Raw genomic sequence first — 21,703 nt, 5'->3', positions numbered from 1 at the left:
CTGCGGTTCCGGCTGCGGTTCCGGCTGCGGTTCCGGCTGCGGTTCCGGCTGCGGTTCCGGCTGCGGTTCCGGCTGCGGTTCCGGCTGCGTAGCAGCATTTTGTCCGGAATTACTCCCGTCAAGCTCAAGAATGCCCAACTGAACGGCAATTTCTTGCGCACGTGCCGGTAACTCAGCATGCTCGCCTGCCGGAATTTCTACGACACGACACCCATCGGGTGACCATTTAAGACTGGTTTTAAGAACAGGCATGGATTTTACCCCGGATAAATTAAGGGGCCGAAGCCCCTGTAGGTTTAGGCGGCCCCAATCTTCAGAAGCTTGATCGCCTGAGAATCAGTCAGCATGCCACCAGTTCGTTTGGTGGTATAAAAACCGACGTACGGTTTGTTGGTGTACGGATCGCGGAGAATGCGGGTACCAATGCGATCAACGATGGTGTAGCCACGCTTGAAGTTTCCAAACGCAATAGCTTTGGCATCAGCAGCGATATCCGGCATCTGTTCATTTTCAGCGATGCCGTAACCCACCAGCGTGGAAGGCTGTTCAAGTTCCAGCCCCGGGCGCCACAGGTAATTGCCCTGGGAATCCTTGAGGATACGGACGTTAAACAGACTGTTGTTGTTCATCATGAACTTGGCACCACTGCGATGCGCTTTGCGCAGGGTGTACACCAGCTTGATAACAGCATCGGCTGTTACTGCTGCGGCAGACCCGGACAGGATATGCTGCAGTGTGCCGAATGCGCGGGTTTTGTCATCATCAATGCTACTGGCGTATGCCAGAAAGCCTTTTGGTTTTTTGGTGCCATTACCAGTGGTAAAAGCCACCTCTTCCTGTTCAGCAAATTCAGTTGCCAGTTCGCTGTTAATCCAGGCCTCTGCGTTGAAAAACACGTCATCAAGCATGGTCTGTGTTGCCTGCGGGTTACCGTAGATCTCACCCATGAACGGTTCAATTGCAGTCAGTTTCGATGCGTCAGTTGCCGGGCGCGTATCAGTTTCGCCAACCCAGCCAGAAGCTGTGCCACCGAGATTAATCAGCTTTTTGTAGTTAGCGCCGCCGACAGTGATAACACTGGCTTCCTGGCGCATCACCACTTCATCTTTCAAAAGATTGATAATGTTGCGATCCAGTTCTTCCGGCACAGCGTAGCCACCGTCTTCATCGACACCTACCTGTAGCGCTTTGCGCTCCAGATCGCGCAAACCATCATCAATGCCTTTGCGCATAAACTGCATGAAGGCTTCTTTATGCTCGGTAGCCGCTTTGGATTGTTGCTGCGGCCCACCGGGACGTTTTACTGCAGCCAGCTCAGCTTCGAGATCTGATTTCAGACTTTCCAGCTCAGAAAGCTTACCGTTGAGCGTATCAACCTGACCGGCCAGCGCGCCTTTTTCCTGCTCGATAGCACCAATGCGCTTATCGTTCTTTTCCCTGAAGGCATCAAACTTTGCCTGCAGTTCCTGCGCGACCTGCTCTACGTCTTTAATTTCGACTGCCATGTGTCAACTCCTGGTTAAAATTTAAGGTTTTTCAGTGCATCCAGTGCTGCGCTGGTATCCACTGCATCGCGCAGAGACAGAGCGCCATATCCCCCGGCCATGAATGCTTTGGCCTGGGTACGTGAGAGCCCAACATCGCGCAGGACTCGTTCAATACTTTTTTGGTTCGGCATTTCACCGCGGGCGAAGGCGCTTTTTACATCGCTTACGCGCGCTTCGTCGTTGCTTGGAAACGTGACAGGGCTGACTTCCCACAGGTCTATTTCCTTCAGCAAAAACGCCTCTTTCGTCCGGTCGTATTCCCAGTCTTTGAGGATGTAACCAATAGAAAGGCCGGTTAAAGAACCGGCCTTCATGTGTGCGTGCGCCCTGCGTGCAAGAGGATCATCATCAATGAGCAATCGACCTTTTACGAACAGGCCAACATCGTCCTCCCGCATCTCTGTATAGACCCCAATCGGCTCTGCGATCTGATGCTGCCAGAGCAATGAAGGCAGCGAGTTTTTTGCCTTCCAGACAGCCAGAGAGGAAGCAAAAGCACCAGGTACCACGATGTCGTCATAACTGTCTTTGACGCCAAAGACGGAGCCATAGCCTTCAAACTCGCCGGATTCGCTGACCGATTTAAGTTGCAGCGGTACATCCAGGCGCTGTTTAGTCTGCATGGGATTTATCCTCTTGCTGTTTCGCTTTACTGCCGTCGGATGGCTTCGTGGTCATGTTCATTGGGGTAAGGTAAACATCGCCACCTGGACGGGGGTTACGATCTTCAAGTTCAAGGCAGTCGTTGGGTGAATACATTCCCCAGTTGATTGCTGTTGCATAGGCTTCAAACCGCGATTTCATATCGCCACGCAGGAGCGCGCCAACATTAAATTTTGCGTAGTAAGTCCCCTGCTTTGACTCTCTGACGAGGCCGATGTTAATGCGCTGTTCAATTCTGGTCAGGTACGGAACCAGGGAATAGTTAATGAATCCCATCCCGAGCTCTTCAATATTGCTGTAAGTCGCTCTGTCAGTGTTCTGTACCAGATGCATCGGAACGCGGAACAGACGACATATTTCCTCGAGCTGAAACTTTCTCGTTTCGAGAAACTGGCTATCCTCTGCACTCAATGCCATGGACTTCCATTGCAGCCCCATTTCCAGAATCATCGGCTTATGCGCATTGCCAAGACCCTGATGTTTCTCTTCAAAATCAGACTTCAGGCGCTGATAGGCTGTATCACTGAGTTGATGCTCTGTTTCGAGAACGCCTGAAGTCACTGCCCCATTACTGAAAAGACGCGCACCGTGCTCTTCCGTGGCAAGTCCAAGCGATATGGCTTCACGGGCATAAGCGATTGGATTTAAGCCATTCAGACCATCAAGAGTGAGGATGCGTACATGCCAGATATCTTCCTGTCCGAGAACATCAGTTGTGCCATCCGGGAAGGTGACCTGATAAACCGGCTCCCAGTTGCTGTTAAGCTTTGGCTGAACACAACCAGGATCAAGAGGCAGAAGCTCCACCACCTCCCCCAGAGCTTTAACCTTGTAGGCATAGAAATTGCCACGCAAACAGAGACAAACGATCATCAGCTCCCAAAATTCCTGGGGCGTCATATAACCATTAGGTTTCATTGACACCAGTTTATGGAGCCGCTCTGCGGTTGCCTTTTCTTTGCCTTTGCCAACAGCTTTATAAATGCTGCACGGGAGCATGCCAATTGACTCGGCCAGCACACGGACGCATGAAAAAACAGCAGTCAGACGCATGGCGCGACCGCTGCTCACCCTTTTACCAGTATATGTGTCGTAAGTAAGGCCGATTTCCTGTGCCAGTTCTGCCGGGGTGGTAACTGGAGTACTACTCTTAGTAAACATTCCGGGGAAGAACATCAGTCACCCCCTTTCGTTTTATTGTTCAACTCTGCTGAGGCTTTTGCGACCCACCAGGACCACATAAGGCATAACAATCCACCGACGATAAATCCCGCAGGGGGAAAAACCATCCATGCCCCAAACGAGAGCAACAACGCCCCCAGCACACCCACCAGCAGGGTGATAATTGTCAGGATCATAAACGCCTCGGTTAAAGTGAACGGATGCCGTGAGACTCAATTCGATCAGAAAGCGTGTCCACTTTCTCGTAGAGCATCGAACGTCCGATAGCCATAATCAGCGCCACTGCGCCGTCGATTTTGTTTTCGTTCTGCTCTTTGATGGGCTTCACCACATCGTCATTGCCGGGAATGTTTTTCCCCACCACATTGGCAATACACCAGCTCATGATGGGGTTGCCATCATGATGAAACCTGCCGGACTCGATTGCCGCTTCCAGCTCTTTCATCGGGTCTGACATGTTGGTGTAGTTCTGGATGATGGTAACGGGATTAAGCTGCTCATCCGCCAGGTCATGAGAAAGGCCGGTTGCGCCGTAGGGATCAATCGGTGACTCGGTGACCGGGTTCAGTTTGTTAGCCGCTTTGGCTTCCTCCAGGATGTAGCGGTAGTCCACCTCCGCGCCATCTGTGACGGTGAGATAACCCATCTCCACCCATTTCTGGAAGCGCTCAGCGGTACGGCGATCCTCGTTTTTCTCCACGCTGAAAACCGTGTCATACGGTACCCAGAAGCGTGGCGCCACACTGAAGTAATGTGTTTTGCCATCAATCTCGCGGGTAAACAGCCGCGCCATGCTGTTCATATCGAGCTTGCGCGCCAGGTCGAACGCCAGCACACAGGGCTGCCCTTCGAAACGCTCGAGCGTCAGTGTTTTGTCTTCGCAGTTCTGCCAGGACACCAGGTTATAGAAGGCCGCGCGCGCCGCCACCCAGATATTCAGATGCTTGGTTTTAAAAACGCCCGCCTGCCGGGCATTGTTAATCGCACGTTGTTGCTGACTGAGAAGAAAATCGCGGTACACCGAGACACCCATATTCGGGTTCGCCTTCTCCAGCACCTTCGGATCCGTCCAGTCGTCGCCTTCATCAACCGTGTAGATGATGCCGAACAACTCCTCGTTGGGTACCGAGCCGTTAAGCATCTCGATCACTTCGCGGCGTTTGTCGTAGCACGGCCCCTCGATGTTGTAACCGGCGGTGGTGATCGCCCACATCAGCGGCTGACGACGCGCCCCCATCCCGGTCAGCATGGTGGTATAAAGCGCATCAGTCTGGTGTTCGTGGTATTCGTCGACGATGGCGCAGTGCGGCGAGGCACCGTCGCCAGGGTTGCCAATCAGCGGTTCAAATCGCGCGCCGTCCTCGGGACGGTTCAGGTTGGAGGCATTCACCTCGATGCCGAAGGCTTCGACCAGTAGCGGCGTACGCTTGCACATCAGCCGCGCCGGGCGGAACACTTCCCACGCCTGCTTTTCGGTCGTGGCGCCGGAATACACTTCCGCGCCAAACTCGTTGTCACAGGTAAAGCAGTACAGCGCCACGCCGGCAGAGATTGCCGACTTACCGTTTTTACGGGGGATCTCGGTATAAACCTCGCGAAAGCGGCGCAGCTTTGTTCCCTTTTTCACCCAGCCGAAGGCACAGCAGACGACGAAAAGTTGCCACGGCTCCAGGGTGATCGGCATCCGTTTGAACGCCCATTCACCCTTGGTGTGCGGCAGTAGCTGAATAAACTTCGCGGCCTTCTCCGCCATGTCTTTATCAAAGCGGTACCGGAACTTGCGGCTTTTCTCCTGAGCCATATCGTCGATGTGACGCTGGCAGGCCTGAAGCACAAACTGGCACGCCGGTATTTTTCCCCGCACAACGTTGCGGGCGTACTGATTCGCGGCGTTGACGTTGGGGTATGATTTCCGGCTCATGAGTTGATCATCTTCAGGAATGGGTTAGCGGTTTTCTTCTGCCCGGCCAGGCCGATAAGACGCTGGCGGCTGCTCGGGTCAAGGCCCAGCATGGAGCCGGTGGAGCTCATCTCCGATTCCTGCTCTTTCTTGGCGGTCAGTTCGGGGTTCTTTATCCTGCCGCCCATAGCGCCGACGATGGTATTACCTTCCGCCGCGATGTTTTTCACGGCGCGGCGCCAGAACTCATAGGCCACACACCAGCGCTCGAGTACCGCCAGGTCGGTAACGCACAGCAGACCCTGCCCGCATAACTCTTTGGTGGTCAGTTCCCACATGACGGAAGCCAGCGGGAGATCGTCTTCTGTGAACCAGTCCGGCGGCGCCACACCTTTGATCGGCGTAAAGACCGGTTCCTCTTTATTCAGGGCTCGCTTGCCGGGGTTACCGGCCAGTTCCTTGCGCGCCGTTGGCTTGGGGCGACGCCCGGAACGCCCTGCCGTTCCAGCCATATGCGGCACTCCTGGTTAAATTTCATTTTTCGCGGGTATAAAAATTCGGGGAGGCGGGCAGTCCTGAAGGCAGGGGGCTGCAGAGATTTACCCTCCCCCTCCCTGTGGTGCTCACTGGATGATACTGGTTCTCATCTGAGACGATCACGCCCGGTCTTCGTGGCATGGCATGACCAGCACAGTGACTCAAGGTTGCTGTCCTCGTCTGTGCCGCCCTTGGCCTTTGCGGTGATGTGGTCAACGCACGCCGCCGACACAGCATGGCCTTTGCGCAGATGTGCCTGGCACAGGTGCTTATCACGCTTCAGGATCCGCGCACGTATCCCATCCCACTTGCTGCCATAACCGCGCTGGTGGCGCGACTGTCCCGGCTTGTACTGCCGCCAGCCTTCGCCTTTGTGCGTTTCGCAGTAACCAGATGGATCAGTTGTTGTGCAGCGGCAGCCGCGCACACGACAGGCTTTGGGTGTACGAGGTGGCATTATCTATCCTTTTATATGTGAGCCTATCGCTCATAAACGCCACAGGAAGTTAATGGCTTGCTTAGGCTCACAGCAGAAAGGCTTTCGACTATGTGCAAGTTCGATGTGCATTAAAAATCCACATATAAACGGGGCAGTAAAAATTAGCTTATAAAACCTACTTATTTAAATTAATCATAAACCCACCCGGATCAGAGTCATCATCCCTTCTAATTTCATTCCGAACCACCTCATTAATAGCTGAAGCTTCCCTATATATTCTATCAAGATTAACTGAGGCCTTCATATTGTGATAGGTTTTTTCAGAACAAATATATAATCTTATTGGGTATGGTCTAGGATTCACAGCCTCCCAGTGAGACATAACAAAGTTATATACCGCCATTTTATGGGCTGTCAATCTCCCTTCGCTTGCCTCAATATTTGCCTCATCTAGATACTCATCAAAATGCTGCAAAGTATTTCTTACCTTGACTGACTTTAACTCAGAAATCTGTATACCTTTAATTTTATCTTGAAGGTATTTACTTCTTTCAATATGCACCTGAAACTGTCTAAATGATTCATCTTTTGTTTGTTTTTTTGGTATCGTTATTAATTTTTTTAAATTGGCGGCATCTGAAAGAATATCGTTTATTAACGAGTGTATATTATAGTCAATTTTAAAATAGTACCCTTGCTCAGGCAAAGGAGTTGCTTGAAAAAGTTCCTCACAACGTTTCTTTATCGATTCCGTTAGCCACCATAACTCATGCAAATAAATGTAATTTAACCTCAAATCGTCAAAGCTTTTTGCCATTGCGAATTCTCCTTAGGAAAATTAACGTTATAGCATTATCACAGGCACTCAGTGAATGCCTGCTGTAATGCCTGTGGCATAAAATTTATCTCAGGAAGAGGTTGGCTGCATGCTCGCCATCGACGAACACATCGCACTCCCTTGAGTCACGGGAAAACTTACAGCGAGCCATAACTTTTTGCCCCTTATAGGTACCATTGTAAACGTTTGTATAGCTTTGGCTGAAAGCTGCTGCAAGACTTTTATCCTGGTTAAGGGATGTATCATCAACCACCAGGACATCATTCACCCACAACTTCAACATACCATTGGGCATATTTGCACTAATGACCATACGCTCACCATTCGCGGAACGATAAGGTTGCTGTGCGGAGAAATTAGTACACCCTGCAAGAAAAAGCGCTACAAACAATACATTTATGCGTTTCATAGATACCATTTTACCAAAGTTAAATTATTGATTGAATTGGATTTACCATCAACAATAATAAAACTATCAATGCATAAAAGTACACATAAAAGCTGTTGTTATTTACAGCCACTTAATCATCAAATGCACTGCTCAATGTACGCTTGCAGACCCGCAATCATTTTCCCGCTGGTTTCGATTCGTTCGCTGAGTAACAACACAGAATCACTCTTTTTATTACCGCTTGCCCTTGCCAATCAGGAATTATGTGCAACAGTTAAAGAACCCTAACGTGGCTCCTACCCACACTAGGGAAACGCTCAGGGATGAGCGTTAGTTAATGCTTGAACCTATCAGATAAACGAAATATTTCTCCATTCGCCCTCTTCGGAGGGCTATTTTTGTTGCTGCCGCTGACGCTCAATATCACGGATACCTGCAAAGTTGTTATTGCCCTGCTCGATAGTTGAAAGCAGCGGCCGAATCCACAGCACGGCCTGACAATACGTTATCCCGCCGGCGGCAACGGCACTAACATCGGCTGTATCAGGCTGGCCGGAATCGGCGTGCATTGCGCTGGCACGTAAACGGTAGGCGTACTCGAGCAACCCGCGAGCAATGTCAGCAGGAACAGGCAGATCACAGGTTTTCTCACGGCGAAGAATCTCCCGGTATTCGATGATGGTTTTTTCGGCATCACCGGCTACCACGGCGTTTGCACTGGATGCCAGTTGTGCCACCTGGTTAAACCGGTTGACGTTGAATGCCTGAGTGGCGATCACCTGCCCCTGTAATGCGTTGTCGCTCTTGAGGACGTGGTTATCGCTTTCGGCTGTAGACAGGTCAGCTTTTGCAAATGCCAACAGCGCAGCCAGAATGGCAATAACGACTACCGCCGCAATTGATGCAATAGCAGTTATGCGGTTCATCACGACAGGAACAGAGCACGCTCTGCCTCACGGCGTCGGGTTAGACCAGCCAGCACCTGCCCGCCTGCTTTGTTCCAGCGCAGGAACTCATCGGCAGCGCCGCGGTAATCGCCTGCATTTAGCTTTTTCAGCAGCGTTGATGTGGAAAGCGCCCGGGCGCCCAAGTTGTAGGCGAAAGAAACCAGCGCATCGAACTGGCCCTGCGTCAGTTTAACTTTCACCAGCTTCGATACGTCGCCTTCGTAACAGACCAGCCCGGTACGCAACAGACGTTCTGCTGTTTCCTCTTTGATGGTCATCCCGGCGCGGATTGATTTGCCGTCAACAGGCTGCGTCCAGCCATAACCTATCGTCCAAACGCCAACGCTGTCCTGATATGCCGTCAGCCGCAGACCTTCAAACTGTTTGATGAGCGCAATACCCTTATCGCTGATCTGCATTATTCTGGCCTCAGTACGTGAAAAATCCGGGCTACGTTACCGCGCGCCGCGAATACAGCAGCGCATATGATGAGATTCATCAGCACGGTCGCCCAGTGGGCATGGAAATAGAAGTTGAACATGAAACGGAATGGCACCGTGGCATAAGCCAGGATGATCAGATAAGCCAGCCATGACGCCCACCAGTTGTGACGCCCGCCGGGCTTACGAAACATCATCAGGCGCAGAACGATAGCCGTACTGGTCACCACGTTGGTCAGCACCAGCGGATCACTTGTTACCATTTGTCCCTCCCCGCCACCTTTGCAGCAACGACAGGGGATCCTGTTCGCTGAAGAAGGTGAGCGTCTTAATCGCCAGCGCTGAAAGCAACACCGCGCCGAGCGCATCAAGCGGTTTATCACTGTAATGGGTGATGCTTGCCAGCATTGAGCCCACCAGCCCGGAGCCATACACGCCAGCGAAGTAAGAAACGATGAAGTAGGCAGAACGGCGGAGAATCGTCAGATCGGCAGCGGTGGCGACATAGAACACGGCACCAGCGAACGCACCGAAAACAACGCCGTAATCGGTACCAGTTAACAAGCCATACAAACTGGCACCGGTTAAAGCGCTTGCCGCCGCAGCGGAACCGGAAACAGGTTCGGACATTTAGCCCCCTCGTATATGCTGTGAGTCCTCTCAGAATGAGGGGAAGAAAATCAATAAATTAAATGCCATCATTATTCCCTTGTTCAGTATTAATTAACTGATTAGGATGATGAAAAATGGCTTAATTGAAGGTATAAAATGAATACTGCAGAACTTCTTGATCTGATTAATAAAGATATCGTTGACGCAAAGGAAAGCGGTGTTGAAGCAATTCCTATAGACAACATGATTAACTACTTATCCTGTATCAATGTAGAAAATGAAGATGAAAATAATGCAATCGCAATTGAAGGCGTAAAACATCAAAATTCAACTCAACTCGAATTATTCAAAATTGAAAATAACTTTCAGATTGAGTCTTTTAAAGCAGCGGTAAATATAGGCGCTAATGCATGCAGAACATTTTTAATAATGAATGGCGGTGCTGCGATAGCTCTATTAGCTTTCCTGGGCAATATATGGAATAAAAACTCATCTGCTGAGTCCGCTTCAGCAATTGCTACAGCACTTTTTCTTTTTTGTAGTGGGGTGCTATTAGCTGGTCTTTGCGCTGGGCTATCATATTTTGCGCAGTGCTTTTTTGCTTCGTCTTATCTCGGTAAAAGAAAAGGTTATCTCTGGGCAGGGTACATTATTAACGGGTTAGCATGCTTAGGCGGTGCAGGTTCAATGATAGTCTTCGCCTACGGCTCATATTCTGCCTACCAATCGATGATTGCGCAGTTAGTTAAATGAAAAAAACCCGCTCAATGGCGGGCTTTTAACTCTGAACATACAATGCCCATCGTTAGGAAAATCCTAACCAGTTTTTTCGAATATTGCAAGCATCGTGACGGTATAAGTAGAGAAAATGTGGCTAACGTGTCACTTTTCTTAAATGTCTCTCTGCGTTTGCTTCTTCAAGCCAACATTTCGTGACCAGCGCGTTAATCACATCGGCATAACCGGTATACCATTCGTAATTCGTCAGGTCTGGCACAACCTTACTGACCAGTGCGCGGGCAAGTGTTGTCGGAACGCGGCTGTAGCGATTGCCATTACAGCGACCGCATACCTTATTAACCGGCACGCCGTGAAGCTTTGTGCGCTTTTCATCTAGCACCTCCCCCTTGCCTTTGCAGCCACGGCACGCTGTTCTTACCTCGCCTTTACCGTCGCAATGGCTGCATTTCGCTTGTTCTGTGCTGGCGACTTCCGTCCACTTCTCCCAGTCTGATGGTCTAACGGCGCGGGAATTAGCAGCCCAGTACGGTGCTTTCCCCCATGGATATGCGACCTTTCTTGTTATCTTCTCTTCGCTGATTTTCCCGGTGCCATTGCAGTGAGGGCACCGAGCTTTACTGGCCGCAGATCGGGAATAATCGGCATAGGCGAATTGCACCAGCACCGGCAGTATCTCAAGGCGTGCCTTCTCACTGAGTTTCACCAGCACCGGATTTTTTAGCGCCAGCGCATAATGCATCAGGCCGTCCAGCGCTGGAGCCGGATCCTGAATGCCCATCTTTGCCAGAAACAGGTTAAAGCCCAGCGGGGCTTTTGACTGCACCATGCCTTGTGCTGCCATTACATCGGTGATTGTCAGCGCAGCGCCACCAGTAGCAGGCGTCTCGTCGTTTAACTTAGGCGACTTTGGTGAATAGAATTTTGGTAATGATTCAAGGTTCATAGCGTCTCCACTTTACGCCAGCACGCCGATGGCCAGCGCGCGATCTAAAAAACGAAACAGCAGCACAAGCTGGCTGCCATATTTTTCTTCAAATGCCACAGTGTCAGCGTGCAACGCGTCGTGATGCGCTCTGCAAAGCGGTATCACAAACAGGTCGTGCACCTTTGTACCCATTCCCCCATTACCGTGGCCGATCAGGTGGTGGGGATCGTCTGCCGGGTTGTTGCAGCACATGCATTGCTGCGCCTTAACCCAGCGGGTGTACTTCTCGTTTTCCCAGCGGCGGCGTTTAGGACGCAGCATGAAGGATTCTGGCGTCTCTGGATCGATGCGCAGCGCCAGCACCTTCTTAGCTACTTCCTCAACGATTTCCCGCGCCTGCTGCATACCGGGCACCAGATCAAGCTCACGCGTTACCGACTTAATGACCGGCTTAGGCATAAGAAGAACCTGCCTGGCGGCTTCCTCCGGCAGCACGTCGGCGAGGCCGTAACGCGCCAGCCACCAGCAGAATTCCGGCAGCGTCAGTGAATGGGAGTCGTCGAAGCCAAGCTCACGGCGTGCGGTCGTGAGGATGTAGGCGGCGCAGTTCTCCCTGGCTATGGCTGCCAGTTGCTCTGTGCTGTGCTCACGCAGGATGTTGTCGCAATGCCAGCACAGCCGGATCGCGCCAGGCGCGTGGCGCATGGTTGTCATGTTCTCATCGTGCCAGCTTTCGTGTGGCCACTGGCAACCGGTACCGGATTCAAGCCAACTTTCCAGACCGTTAATGCCGCCAGCGCGGCGCAACACCGCTTCATTTTCGAATACGCCAGCCAGTGCGGGAGCTTCCGCCAGCGGCTGCTCTGCTGGTGGTAGTTCACCGTTCGGCATACCCGCCAGGCGCTCGGGTTCGTTCTCAAGCAACATTCGCCCGCGGCGAAAATGCGGCAGGAGGCTGACGCCGGGACGGAACATAACGAGTCCAAGCTCAGTTACCACGACGGGGTTTAACAGCGCCCTCACTCTGTGCCCTCCTTCGCGATATGAGCCGCCCACAGACCGCCAATCCACTGCACACCTTTCGCCGTAAATCGTGCCTGGCTGAATGCATGATTGTTTTCGGTGCTGGTACCTGTTTTCACTTCGAACCGGCCAAGAGCGATATGACGGTGACGCGGTGTTAGCGTGCCGCCCAGGCGGTACAGGATGTCGTTATCAAGCAGGAAGCATCGAAACTCGGGCTCTTTGGCGTTAAGCAGCTTCGCCACCTGCCGGAATGACATTGAGCCTTTCGCGGAGCAATAGCGATCGACAAATTCCACTTTCGGCGCGGCGATGGCCAGTTCATGTTTAAGCTGTTGCTGCTGTTCAGCCAGATCAGCAGCGAGGCGCAGCGCTTCAGGTAAAGACTTCGGTACCTGCATTGCCTGCTGGCTTTCCAGTTCCTGCCAGCGATCCACCAGTCGCGCGGTAAACGCCGGTGACAACTGCGCCACCACCACATAGCTATCGCGCTTACCTACCAGATACACTGCGACCGCCTGCCCGAGGTGGTTTCTAACTTCCCCCATTGGGGGGAGTTGGATTGCGCCCTTTGTGGCAAGCCTTTCAATCGACTGCTTCACTTTGTCATGCCGTGACTGAACCAGATCGGCAATCTCCTGGCTGCTCATTGTCAGTTCCTGCCCCGGCATAAATGGCGCAGGGGTGAAAGCTGGCGTTGCGTTCATCTGTTGCATGCGTATCTCCGTTAAGCGGCTGCAACCGCTGTTGGTACATATCTGGTGATCGAAATTTCCACCCTACCGCCCTTCACTACTGGCCCCCATTCCACCAGCAGGCGTTTAACCTGGCTGTCGTCCTCCCATACTCCGGCATGCGTTAGAGAATCCAGCAGCGCCTTGTTGTAGTTATCGATGTCCCGGTTTCGGGAGTCCGGCGGGTAAAGAAGAATTTCCACCGCAGCCAGCTCAGTTGATGGTTTAGGCAGACGGCGTAACTGATCGAGGATGGCCGCACAGGCTTCACTTCGGAATTTTCGCCCGGCTTCGCTGATAAGATGGCGGCCTTTCAGCGGTCCTTTATTCGGGGCGCGCCAGTAAGAATTGACGCTTGGCGGGAAAGGTAAAATTAGCTTCATGCCGCGGACCCTCTGCGTTTCAACCATTCCTGAGCCAGATCAGCTGAGCTGTCTTCACCAGCAAGGAGCGCCCGGATCACTTGTTCAGCTTCATCGAGCGCCAGCGTGTCATTTACGCCGATCACTTTGATGCCGCGCGCGGTGCCGCTGGCGATCGTGATGTAGCCTTTTTTCACCAGGGCGCGCAGGTGTTCAAAGGCAGCATTGCCCGAGGCGACGCCAATCAGCGCCGCAAGCTCGGTGTAGGTCGGCGGGTAGCCGTGCATGTTGTGAAAATCCACCAGCGCAGCGAATACTTGCCGTTGGCGATCAGTCAGTGATTTTGGTGTATTCACTTGGTCCCCCTCAGAGAATGGCCACGATGTCGGTGGCGGTTTCGCGCGTGCTACCTTTGCTCGATATGGCGCGGCGGGCGCTGACGTGGTGCAGGTCGAAGCCATGCCCCTTGTAAAGCTCGATGACGCGCGGCGCGGTGGAATTGCTGATCACCACTCTGGCGCCACGCTGATGCGCAGCAACACAGCAGCGCGCTAACTCCTGCTGGTCGTCCCACGTAAAACCCCCGGCGGCATAGTTGGTAAAACCGGCGGTACCGGGCATCGGTTCGTATGGCGGATCGCAGTAAACAACATCACCCTCGCCTGCCAGCGCCAGCGTGCGGCGGTACCCGGCGTTCATGAATACGCATTTTTTAGAGATAGCGGAAAAGGCAAGCAGCTCTTTCTCGGGGAAATACGGATTGGGTTTCTTCCCCCAGCCGACATTAAAATCGCCGTTACTGTTGTAGCGGATCAGACCATTGAAACAGTGGCGATTGAGATATAGAAAGGCTGCGGCCCGCTCAGGCCCGGACATTTTCTGCTCGTTGAACTCTTCACGGCACGCTATAAAGCCGTCCAGATCATTCAGCTTTTCAAATAATCCCTTAGCCCACTCGGTTACCAGCTCGGGAACCACAGTCAGCATCTGGTACAGGTTGATCAGATCAGCGTTTACGTCCGCCAGCAGGAAGCTTTCATGCTTATTGGAATTGATAAACACCGAACCGCCGCCCACAAATGGTTCGATGAGGCGCTTACCAGCCGGGATGAGGCGATCAAGTTCTGGCAGCAGTGAATACTTGCCACCAGCCCATTTGAGGAACGGGCGCTGGTAAATGCGCGGGTCTTGTTCAGCAACCGGCAAATCTGCAGCAATGCGTTCGCCAATCCATCGCATTACCGGTACCGCCATGCTGTTCCCGATTGCTTTATAACGAGGGCCATCCGGGCAATCGGCAGCATCTTTGCCGCGCCACGCAATCAGAGTGTGATCGTCAGGGAATCCCTGAAGGCGTTCACATTCGCGCGGTGTTAGCCGGCGCACCTGCATGCCAATCGCAACGCCATGCTGATCGGTTTTCGTTAGCGTGTAGCCAATTTCTTCCGAATAACCTGTACCGTTTCCACCATTGTCCGGTGATCTACCAATGGTATTTCCTGCGATAGCGATGGCTGGCGCAAGCACATGAGCTTTATCACCACCTCCGCCACTTGAGCGAAGCGTCCCGGCTATTTCGCCACCCAGTTCTGCTGTTGCCCCGCCATCGCGCCCTCTTAATGCCACTGAGAGCGCAATCGCTGGATAACCCTGCCCTGGTTTACCGCCACCTGTGGATAACGGCCCTGTAATCTGGCCATCACCGTTTTGCGTTCGCACTTCACCACGGCTATTTTCGGCAAACGAAACAGCGAAGGTTTCGGTGTCGAAGTCCATACGCACACCATGCGCGGTACATGCAGATGCCACTTCGATACTTCCACTTGTGTTTCCTCCACCAAAAGCGACAGGGATAAAATGTGAGGCAGCTGCACCTTCCGGTCTTCCACCTGCGCCACCAGTGAATGAGTGAGCTGCAATTGAACCAACCACGTCCGGAAGTTTCATATCACCAACCAGACCACAACCGCGCTGCGAGAAAATCTCCTGATTGCTCTGCCCAATGCCGCCTTCATTGTTAGACTGGTTTAACGTAGGGTGCGGATTTACTGGGTTGTCCCAGTGACTACCGATTTCAGCGCGCTTTCCAGCATCTGCGGTAACTGCCGCTTGCGGTTCTCGGCTCGGCGGAGTATCCCGGCGCAGGCTGTCGAGCTCAAAAAGTACTTTTGCGGGATCGAATCCACTTCGAGCACTTGCGACAACGAACACACGGCGGCGTCGTTGGGCCACTCCGAAAAATTGAGCGTCGAGCAATCGCCAGGCGACAATGCGCGATGGTCCATACACACAACCAGCGTTCGACCATTTACCCCCTGCTGGCTGCAATTCGCTATCTTCTCCGGCAAGCGCGCCAATAAAGCAGCCGAAGGCGTTGTCTTTGCTGCTGAGGACACCCGGGACGTTTTCCCAGACGATAATGGCTTCTTCTTCACCGCAGTCGCGGCGCTTGTCGTCGATGGCATCTGCTAATTCCACATATGAAAGGGTTAATTGCCCGCGCGCGTCGTCGAGCCCGTTGCGTAAACCAGCGATACTGAAGGCCTGGCATGGTGTACCGCCAACAAGAATCTCTGGTGCTTCAACTGTTCCGGCGCGAACTGCCGCGGCGATTTTGGTCATGTCGCCCAGGTTGTCTACATCAGGCCAGCGCGCCGCCAGCACCGCAGCCGGGAATTTTTCTATCTCGGCAAACCACGCCGCTTTCCAGCCCAATGGTTCCCACGCGACGGTGGCGGCTTCAATGCCACTGCAAACTGATCCGTATCTCATGACCGGAACCCCGCGTTTTCCGGCAGCGAATAATCCACATTCTGGAAACTGGCGCGCGCTGCTGTGCTACTTACCCATTCGCCGTTACGGCGCTCCGGGCGTCCTGCCTCAACCCACTTGTTCGCGGCCTGAAGGTAGCCAGGGAATTTTGATGGCAGGAAAAGCGTTGTCGGCCGCAGGTATTCAGCCATACGCAGATCCTGCCCCCACTTCGCTGTGGTGTAGTCCACAACAAGTTCCAATTCAGCAACGGTGAAACCGTCACCAAGGCGGGCGCGGATGTTATCCAGCGAGGACTTACTGACCTGATACCGTGATCCGGTCTTCTGGTTCAGGTAAGTCAACACCTGTTTAGCCTGATCGGTGATAACCACCGCAACGTCGGGTTGCGCAGCAACCGGACAAGAAGTGTTTTTATTTGACGGATCAGTAGTTGGATCTAATAACGGATCGGGGTCAACCGTTGACCCCTCCCCCTCCAAATTTTGACCCCTTGATTTAACTTTTTTTGACCCCTCATTTTTTGAGTGGTCAGAATCTGAGGGGTCAATATTTGAGGGGTTAAATTTTGAATTAATTTTCGCGCGGGCCTGTTTGACTGACTGGCGAGACTCATCAGCCGCAACCTCGATTTTTTCAACGTTGAGTTGGTAGCCGTTGGAAATATCCCGACCACCAGATTTGCGCGGTACTACCGTAAGCCAGCCATCTTTCTCAAGCTCCTTGATTGCTGCGGCAACGGTATTTTTGCTCTTTGCCCCAACCTGCCGGCGAATTGTGTCAACAGATGGCCAACTGTATCCCTCATCACTGCTGAAATCAGCCAGACGGGCGATCACTGCCTTCCGTGATATTGGCTGGATGTCACATTCCCATACCAGCCCATGTAATTTACTGCTCATGATCGCCCTCTATTTCTCTGAATTTACGCTGGAACTGCTCAAGTGGGCTGAAGCATTCATGCCCGTAGCCTTGCGCTTCACGAAGATAGATAACGCGCTGCTTTTCTGGCTCCCATCGGATGACCCGTACCGGGATTCCGTAGTGGTCTCTGAACCGCCGGTTAATTTCAGCCATTCTTCGCGCCCCTGCTCGTTCATAGTGGCAAACGCCTCTACCATTCCGGCGGCGCGCTGGTAGTTGTTGGCATCTGCGCTACCGCGTACTCTTTCCACATAGCCGAACGGTGCATTACTCCCCACCAGCGGTGGGCAGCGGAATTGCTTAGCTGGCCGATATCGGTTTAAACTGTTCATGCGTAGGTATCTCCACAATGATCGACACGCCACGACGCCAGAGGCTGCAACCTGCTGGCGTCACTTCTTTTTGCGGCTGAATAATTCGATGATTGCCGCGACTTCTTCTTCACGCGCAGCCATATGACGGCGGTGATATTCGTGGATAAGTTCTGCTTCATGCTGTTCAATCACCCCGTCTTCCAGTGCCTGTTGGATAATCTGATCAACCTGCCCGCGAGCTGCGGCGGTGCGCATAGCCCTGCTGAAAAGGTCGACGCGATCGAGATCTTCAAAGGTTGGAACTTCCACCAGCAGACAGCCGCGGCGCTTCGCAAAGTAATCAGCCAGGAATGAGGTATTCGATAAGTCCTCCATCGCTTCCAACTCTGTTACTTCGAAAAACCGGCAACCGTTTTTCTCGTAAAGGTTGTTATTGAACTGCGTGGCGGTCATGCCAAGCGCACCGGCCATCGCTTCGCGACCACCGGGATAGGCTTTACACATCGCCTTAACCACTTCTTTCAAACTGTGCTCTACCATGTTGTTTTTCCTTTGGTAGTTACGGTTAAGCTGCCGTTTCGTTAGGCTTCTGATATGCCACCGGATCATATTTGATAGCTCCGTTGGTCAACTTTTCAGCCAGCAATGCATATTTCCAGGGAACACTTTCTTTCCATAGGCTGACAGTCGATTTCGACACTCCAAGTGCCTTTGCGGCGGCAGTTGCAGTACCGAAATGATCAATTAGTTTTTGTTTAAACATTTCTCCTCCGGGTTTTAATTTCACCAGTGAAGTTTAATGTTTCAAACAAAAAATAGTCAAGAAATTAAACAAGAGAATGTTTAAATTTTTAAACATGAAAAAAGAAAATATGAGCGACCGTATCTGTCAGCGCTTAAAGGCGTTGAACCTACGAAGTAGCAACTTGATTAAGGCCACTGGAGCCTCTAGAGGCACTGTTAGCCAATGGGTTAACGGTGGAACAGAACCGTCTGCCAAATACTTAAGTAAGCTTGCAGACGTTCTTGGCGTGACTGAGCGCTGGTTGACTGAAGGTGGACTTGTTGAGGAATCCAGTGGTAACTCGCATCCTGGCCCAGATATTCGTCGGCGTGTGCCGCTTTTATCATCAGTCCAAGCAGGCAACTGGAAGGAAATGGTCGAGGGAAATTTAGACGAAGTGACTGAATGGATTGAAACAACAGCAAAAGTCTCGCCTTATGCATTCTCATTACGTGTAACAGGCGACTCAATGTCTAGCCCTCCAGGCTCCGGCGTGTCCCTGCCTGACGGGTCATTGGTCATTGTGGATCCAGATATCGAACCCGTAAGCGGTAAAATTGTTGTTGCCCGCCTAAATGGTTCAAGTGAGTCAACAATAAAAAAATTGGTTGTTGATGGCCCTAATATGTATCTGATGCCACTAAATCCGGCGTATAGACCAATCCCCATAGACGCTTCATGCGAGATAGTAGGCGTATGTGTTCGGCTTGAGATGAATCTCCCTTGATAAAAAAATTTTAAAAACAACCAGCTACGGCTGGTTTTTTTATGTCTGAACAAAATTTGTTTAATTTTACGAACAACACCGTTGACATTTTTGTTTGAATAATTAAACTTCAAATCACGGCGTATGGCACATGCGTCGCAGCGGTCCGGTGGGTTCCCTTGACTGTATCCCTAACCCAAGCGGGTAGCCGGAATGTGCAAGCCAGCCCCGTACTTCGGCCTGAGCGATTCACCATCGTGGCGATTCGGTGTGACCGCCGGGAAGAGTCCGGTAAAACGCGGCGGCTAAAAGTGTGCTCTCGGATAGCTAAGGATTTCGATAACGGTGTGGCGGGCCTGCTCGACGCTCTCAGTGTAACCGGGAATTTCGACGGGAGCCTCCATGATGAAATCCACAGCTTCATCGGTGCTGATGGTGCCGTCGGAAATCAGAGCCGAGATTAGCGCAACGGTAAATTCAGACCGTGCGACGAGGTTTACAACGTTTTTCTCGGCTGCTGCCTGAGCCTCTTTCAGGCGAGCAATTTCGAGAGTCAGTTGGTTGATTTGTTGCTGCAGCACCGTGTCCATATTCGAGTCCTTCTGATTGGGTGAGAACACAAGGAAACCACCGAACCTGATGTGGTTAAAAGCCAGGCACACAACATGAAAGCGCACTCCTTCTCTCTTCAGTTATGGGTGGCAGGTGTGATTAAGCGGGAGTGCGCTTCCAGTTGTGGTGAATTGCAGCCGCTTTGACGGCAACCAGAAGATAAGCATCTGGCACCACACAACAGTATAAATGCCAACTGGTAGTTTTTGGCGGCGTCGGATCTTTCCCGTGAGGGCGCCGCAATTTTTTACGCAACACACAAGAGCATCACCGGGCGACGGGCTCATAACTCAATCCACCCGGGCGATTGCAGTCGCAGATGCTCTTTTGTGTTGTGTGGAGATACTAACCGGCGGTGTCTGCCGCCATTCTGAGGGTAAGACCGATGGACAAAGAACGTTTGACCAATATCCCCGACTTCTTCGGGGAACTCGACGGCGGCGTGTTCGAAACCAAAGTGGCTGCAGCACTGAATGAAGTTGCCCTGGGTGTGCTTAACAACGGCAACAAAGGCAAGGTGACACTCACTTTCGACATTTCCCGCCTTAGCAATTCGATGGAAGAAAAGCGCGTGGGCATCGTGCATAAGCTGGCTTTCGTGAAACCTACACCTCGCGGCAAGTCGTCAGAAGAAGACACCACCGAAACCCCGATGTATGTCAACCGCGGCGGGAAGCTCACTGTTTTGCAGGAAGACCAGGGGCAACTGTTCACCCTTCAGGGCCAGCCGAACCAGGCACAGCGCTAACCTGCCCGGTTTATTAATCATTCACGTAAGGAAAAACCATGTCTCAACAAGTCGACTCAACCGCCATCAGTCAGATCCGCGATCTGGTTTTCAGTCAGTTGGTTGAAGAAAAGCTCGCTGGCGCTGACTGCCCGGCTGTCGCGCTGCCGAAAGATGTAAGCGTGGAAAGTCTGGAAAAGCTTTATACCACCCGTTTTCGGTTCCGCGGAAAGATGGAAACCCAGAGTATCGAAGATTTTGTCCGCTACTCCAGCGACTATGCTGCTGACGGCACCCGCTGTTTTATCAATGCCGACAACATGGCAGCGGTATCGGTATTCAACCTGGGCACGCTGGAAAATCCCGGTCATGCAGATAACAAAGCTGTTCTGGCGCTGAAACGCACCTCACCGTATACCGCGCTGCTGAATATTAACGGCGATCGCAACAACCAGAAGCAACTGGCTGAGTGGCTGGAAGACTGGTCTGAATATGTCATCGGGTTCGATGCGGACGGGCAGGTTATCGAAGCCAAGCGCGCGGCGGCAGCTGTTCGCAAAATTACAATCGACGCGATCCGCAGCGCGGAATTCGAAGATCAGGACTTCAGCGGCAAACGCTCTGTGATGGAAAGTGTAGAAGCAAAGAGCAAAGACATTATGCCGGTGGCGTTCGAATTTAAGTGCATCCCTTATGAAGGGCTCGGTGAATACCGCATCAAGCTTCGCATGAGTATTCTCGCCAGCGACAGTCCGGTGCTGGTTCTGCGTATCACGCAACTGGAAAGCTACGAAGAAGAGATGGCCGCCGAATTCCGCGATCTGCTCGTAGAAAAATTCAAAGGCAGTAGCGTGGAAACATTTATCGGTACCTTCAGCGCTTAATTTCTCTGCTGCAAATGCCCCGCGGCGGGGCATTTCTGGAAGCGAAATCAATTTAATTATCGCTACCCGGCGAGGGATTCGTGCATCCAAAAATCGCGCGTTGCAGCGCGCACAGGAGATACAACGCAATGAGACAAGAACTGGCATCAATGACCATTATCGAGCTGGTAAGAACCGCCAACAATTACGCCACCAGCATCAAGCAGACCGGTATTTATTCGGATCTGATTAAAGAGCTGTCTTCTCGCCTTGAGGCGTTGAACCTCGCATACATCGCCCAGGTTCGTACTCAGACAGCAACATCAGCCGAAGTTGAGAAGACGCAATCATCACCAGCAATCGCACCGCTGCCAGTAGAACGTGATCAATACGGCTACTGGACACACCCCGATTATTTCAAGCCTGCTAATGGCAGAGAATACGGATTGGCTGGTGAATTTGATGCGTGGCTGGAAGAAAAAGGCCTCGAACTGAGGGAGGAGTGGCGCGATGAGGATGAAATTGAGCAGCACGGTGATGGTTATGACATTTCATCCTGGCAGCCATCAGGAATAAAAGGTGATGGCTGGTTTGTCGGGTCTATCCATGACACAGAAGAAGGCACTGTGTGCATCTGGCTTCGCAATAAATCCGAACCATCCCCAGAAACCGCAGCTATCGCCCGCCAGTTTGAGCAGATGAAAGGGGTGCAACCGTGAA

Annotated in this window: 30 protein-coding genes; 5 read left to right on the top strand and 25 right to left on the bottom strand. The window is 52.2% G+C overall.

Annotated features, from left to right (window positions below):
- The 14 genes from ACFX4O_RS18255 to ACFX4O_RS18190 all read right to left on the bottom strand — a co-directional run.
- Positions 1-252, bottom strand: a 252-nt coding sequence (locus ACFX4O_RS18255) for a hypothetical protein (RefSeq protein WP_380221869.1), incomplete at its 3' end; no start/stop codon positions are given.
- A 44-nt stretch (positions 253-296) separates the two neighbouring features.
- On the bottom strand, positions 297-1,505 hold the full coding sequence (locus ACFX4O_RS18250; protein WP_380211793.1) for a phage major capsid protein: 1,209 nt from the start codon (positions 1,503-1,505) through the stop codon (positions 297-299).
- Positions 1,506-1,519: 14 nt separating this feature from the next.
- A complete protein-coding gene (locus ACFX4O_RS18245; RefSeq protein ID WP_349350466.1) occupies positions 1,520-2,170 on the bottom strand; it encodes an HK97 family phage prohead protease in 651 nt (216 codons plus the stop codon).
- Positions 2,160-3,386: a phage portal protein gene (locus tag ACFX4O_RS18240; protein WP_380211790.1), complete on the bottom strand. Its 1,227-nt coding sequence runs from the start codon at positions 3,384-3,386 to the stop codon at positions 2,160-2,162. The genes ACFX4O_RS18245 and ACFX4O_RS18240 overlap by 11 nt, the downstream gene beginning before the upstream one ends.
- Positions 3,386-3,568, bottom strand: a complete 183-nt coding sequence (locus ACFX4O_RS18235; protein WP_144136609.1) for a hypothetical protein — start codon at positions 3,566-3,568, stop codon at positions 3,386-3,388. Before ACFX4O_RS18235 ends, ACFX4O_RS18240 begins: the two co-directional genes overlap by 1 nt.
- A gap of 11 nt (positions 3,569-3,579) precedes the next feature.
- A complete protein-coding gene (locus ACFX4O_RS18230; protein ID WP_380211788.1) occupies positions 3,580-5,313 on the bottom strand; it encodes a terminase large subunit in 1,734 nt (577 codons plus the stop codon).
- Complete coding sequence (locus ACFX4O_RS18225) at positions 5,310-5,804, bottom strand: phage terminase small subunit P27 family (protein WP_340224081.1); 495 nt, start codon at positions 5,802-5,804, stop codon at positions 5,310-5,312. The genes ACFX4O_RS18230 and ACFX4O_RS18225 overlap by 4 nt, the downstream gene beginning before the upstream one ends.
- A 131-nt stretch (positions 5,805-5,935) precedes the next feature.
- Positions 5,936-6,286: an HNH endonuclease gene (locus ACFX4O_RS18220; protein ID WP_380211785.1), complete on the bottom strand. Its 351-nt coding sequence runs from the start codon at positions 6,284-6,286 to the stop codon at positions 5,936-5,938.
- A 157-nt stretch (positions 6,287-6,443) separates the two neighbouring features.
- Entirely contained in the window at positions 6,444-7,085 is a 642-nt protein-coding gene (locus tag ACFX4O_RS18215; protein ID WP_380211784.1) for a hypothetical protein, read from the bottom strand.
- A gap of 85 nt (positions 7,086-7,170) precedes the next feature.
- Complete coding sequence (locus ACFX4O_RS18210) at positions 7,171-7,515, bottom strand: hypothetical protein (RefSeq protein ID WP_160270656.1); 345 nt, start codon at positions 7,513-7,515, stop codon at positions 7,171-7,173.
- 374 nt (positions 7,516-7,889) lie between these two features.
- A complete protein-coding gene (locus ACFX4O_RS18205; protein WP_380211802.1) occupies positions 7,890-8,423 on the bottom strand; it encodes a hypothetical protein in 534 nt (177 codons plus the stop codon).
- Complete coding sequence (locus ACFX4O_RS18200; RefSeq protein ID WP_380211800.1) at positions 8,423-8,866, bottom strand: lysozyme; 444 nt, start codon at positions 8,864-8,866, stop codon at positions 8,423-8,425. The genes ACFX4O_RS18205 and ACFX4O_RS18200 overlap by 1 nt, the downstream gene beginning before the upstream one ends.
- On the bottom strand, positions 8,863-9,147 hold the full coding sequence (locus tag ACFX4O_RS18195; protein ID WP_032668529.1) for a phage holin family protein: 285 nt from the start codon (positions 9,145-9,147) through the stop codon (positions 8,863-8,865). Before ACFX4O_RS18195 ends, ACFX4O_RS18200 begins: the two co-directional genes overlap by 4 nt.
- Complete coding sequence (locus ACFX4O_RS18190) at positions 9,134-9,514, bottom strand: phage holin family protein (RefSeq protein ID WP_045514774.1); 381 nt, start codon at positions 9,512-9,514, stop codon at positions 9,134-9,136. Before ACFX4O_RS18190 ends, ACFX4O_RS18195 begins: the two co-directional genes overlap by 14 nt.
- Before the next feature lie 138 nt (positions 9,515-9,652).
- Between ACFX4O_RS18190 and ACFX4O_RS18185 the strand changes: the two genes are divergently transcribed.
- On the top strand, positions 9,653-10,249 hold the full coding sequence (locus ACFX4O_RS18185) for a hypothetical protein (RefSeq protein WP_380211781.1): 597 nt from the start codon (positions 9,653-9,655) through the stop codon (positions 10,247-10,249).
- A gap of 121 nt (positions 10,250-10,370) precedes the next feature.
- Here the strand turns inward: ACFX4O_RS18185 and ACFX4O_RS18180 are convergent, their stop codons facing one another.
- The 10 genes from ACFX4O_RS18180 to ACFX4O_RS18135 all read right to left on the bottom strand — a co-directional run bounded on the left by ACFX4O_RS18180 (position 10,371) and on the right by ACFX4O_RS18135 (position 18,054).
- On the bottom strand, positions 10,371-11,180 hold the full coding sequence (locus ACFX4O_RS18180) for an antitermination protein (protein ID WP_380211779.1): 810 nt from the start codon (positions 11,178-11,180) through the stop codon (positions 10,371-10,373).
- Between the two features lie 12 nt (positions 11,181-11,192).
- Positions 11,193-12,185, bottom strand: a complete 993-nt coding sequence (locus ACFX4O_RS18175; RefSeq protein ID WP_380211777.1) for a DUF968 domain-containing protein — start codon at positions 12,183-12,185, stop codon at positions 11,193-11,195.
- Positions 12,182-12,901, bottom strand: coding sequence for a phage antirepressor KilAC domain-containing protein (locus ACFX4O_RS18170; RefSeq protein WP_380211775.1), 720 nt, complete (start codon positions 12,899-12,901; stop codon positions 12,182-12,184). Before ACFX4O_RS18170 ends, ACFX4O_RS18175 begins: the two co-directional genes overlap by 4 nt.
- An 11-nt stretch (positions 12,902-12,912) precedes the next feature.
- Entirely contained in the window at positions 12,913-13,302 is a 390-nt protein-coding gene (locus tag ACFX4O_RS18165) for a RusA family crossover junction endodeoxyribonuclease (RefSeq protein ID WP_380211773.1), read from the bottom strand.
- The gene (locus ACFX4O_RS18160; protein WP_380211771.1) at positions 13,299-13,637 is read right to left on the bottom strand and encodes a LexA family transcriptional regulator; all 339 of its coding nucleotides are present in this window, start codon (positions 13,635-13,637) and stop codon (positions 13,299-13,301) included. The genes ACFX4O_RS18165 and ACFX4O_RS18160 overlap by 4 nt, the downstream gene beginning before the upstream one ends.
- Positions 13,638-13,647: 10 nt before the next feature.
- Positions 13,648-16,053: a Dam family site-specific DNA-(adenine-N6)-methyltransferase gene (locus ACFX4O_RS18155; RefSeq protein ID WP_380211769.1), complete on the bottom strand. Its 2,406-nt coding sequence runs from the start codon at positions 16,051-16,053 to the stop codon at positions 13,648-13,650.
- Positions 16,050-16,955, bottom strand: a complete 906-nt coding sequence (locus ACFX4O_RS18150; RefSeq protein WP_380211767.1) for a conserved phage C-terminal domain-containing protein — start codon at positions 16,953-16,955, stop codon at positions 16,050-16,052. The genes ACFX4O_RS18155 and ACFX4O_RS18150 overlap by 4 nt, the downstream gene beginning before the upstream one ends.
- Positions 16,945-17,130, bottom strand: coding sequence for a DUF4222 domain-containing protein (locus ACFX4O_RS18145; RefSeq protein WP_380211765.1), 186 nt, complete (start codon positions 17,128-17,130; stop codon positions 16,945-16,947). Before ACFX4O_RS18145 ends, ACFX4O_RS18150 begins: the two co-directional genes overlap by 11 nt.
- Positions 17,131-17,369: 239 nt before the next feature.
- Positions 17,370-17,831, bottom strand: coding sequence for a YmfL family putative regulatory protein (locus tag ACFX4O_RS18140; RefSeq protein ID WP_269231963.1), 462 nt, complete (start codon positions 17,829-17,831; stop codon positions 17,370-17,372).
- A 25-nt stretch (positions 17,832-17,856) separates the two neighbouring features.
- Positions 17,857-18,054 (bottom strand): Cro/CI family transcriptional regulator, encoded by a 198-nt coding sequence (locus tag ACFX4O_RS18135; protein WP_313509157.1) that lies wholly within the window; start codon positions 18,052-18,054, stop codon positions 17,857-17,859.
- A gap of 76 nt (positions 18,055-18,130) precedes the next feature.
- Between ACFX4O_RS18135 and ACFX4O_RS18130 the strand changes: the two genes are divergently transcribed.
- Entirely contained in the window at positions 18,131-18,802 is a 672-nt protein-coding gene (locus ACFX4O_RS18130) for a LexA family protein (protein ID WP_380211763.1), read from the top strand.
- A gap of 284 nt (positions 18,803-19,086) precedes the next feature.
- On the opposite strand, the gene ACFX4O_RS18125 is transcribed toward ACFX4O_RS18130, so the two are convergent.
- Positions 19,087-19,371, bottom strand: coding sequence for a hypothetical protein (locus tag ACFX4O_RS18125; protein WP_380211761.1), 285 nt, complete (start codon positions 19,369-19,371; stop codon positions 19,087-19,089).
- 407 nt (positions 19,372-19,778) lie between these two features.
- On the opposite strand from ACFX4O_RS18125, the gene ACFX4O_RS18120 reads away from it, so the two are divergent.
- The 3 genes from ACFX4O_RS18120 to ACFX4O_RS18110 all read left to right on the top strand — a co-directional run bounded on the left by ACFX4O_RS18120 (position 19,779) and on the right by ACFX4O_RS18110 (position 21,702).
- Positions 19,779-20,141, top strand: a complete 363-nt coding sequence (locus ACFX4O_RS18120; RefSeq protein WP_131412208.1) for a hypothetical protein — start codon at positions 19,779-19,781, stop codon at positions 20,139-20,141.
- Between the two features lie 38 nt (positions 20,142-20,179).
- Complete coding sequence (locus ACFX4O_RS18115) at positions 20,180-21,004, top strand: YfdQ family protein (RefSeq protein WP_380211759.1); 825 nt, start codon at positions 20,180-20,182, stop codon at positions 21,002-21,004.
- 347 nt (positions 21,005-21,351) lie between these two features.
- Positions 21,352-21,702: a hypothetical protein gene (locus ACFX4O_RS18110; protein ID WP_380211798.1), complete on the top strand. Its 351-nt coding sequence runs from the start codon at positions 21,352-21,354 to the stop codon at positions 21,700-21,702.
- Position 21,703: the final 1 nt, after the last annotated feature.

Origin of the sequence: Kosakonia sp. YIM B13571, from assembly GCF_042788095.1 — a bacterium.
GTDB lineage: Bacteria > Pseudomonadota > Gammaproteobacteria > Enterobacterales > Enterobacteriaceae > Kosakonia > Kosakonia quasisacchari.
Note: the sequence above shows the minus strand (reverse complement) of the source record. Positions and strands in the feature narration are given on the sequence as shown.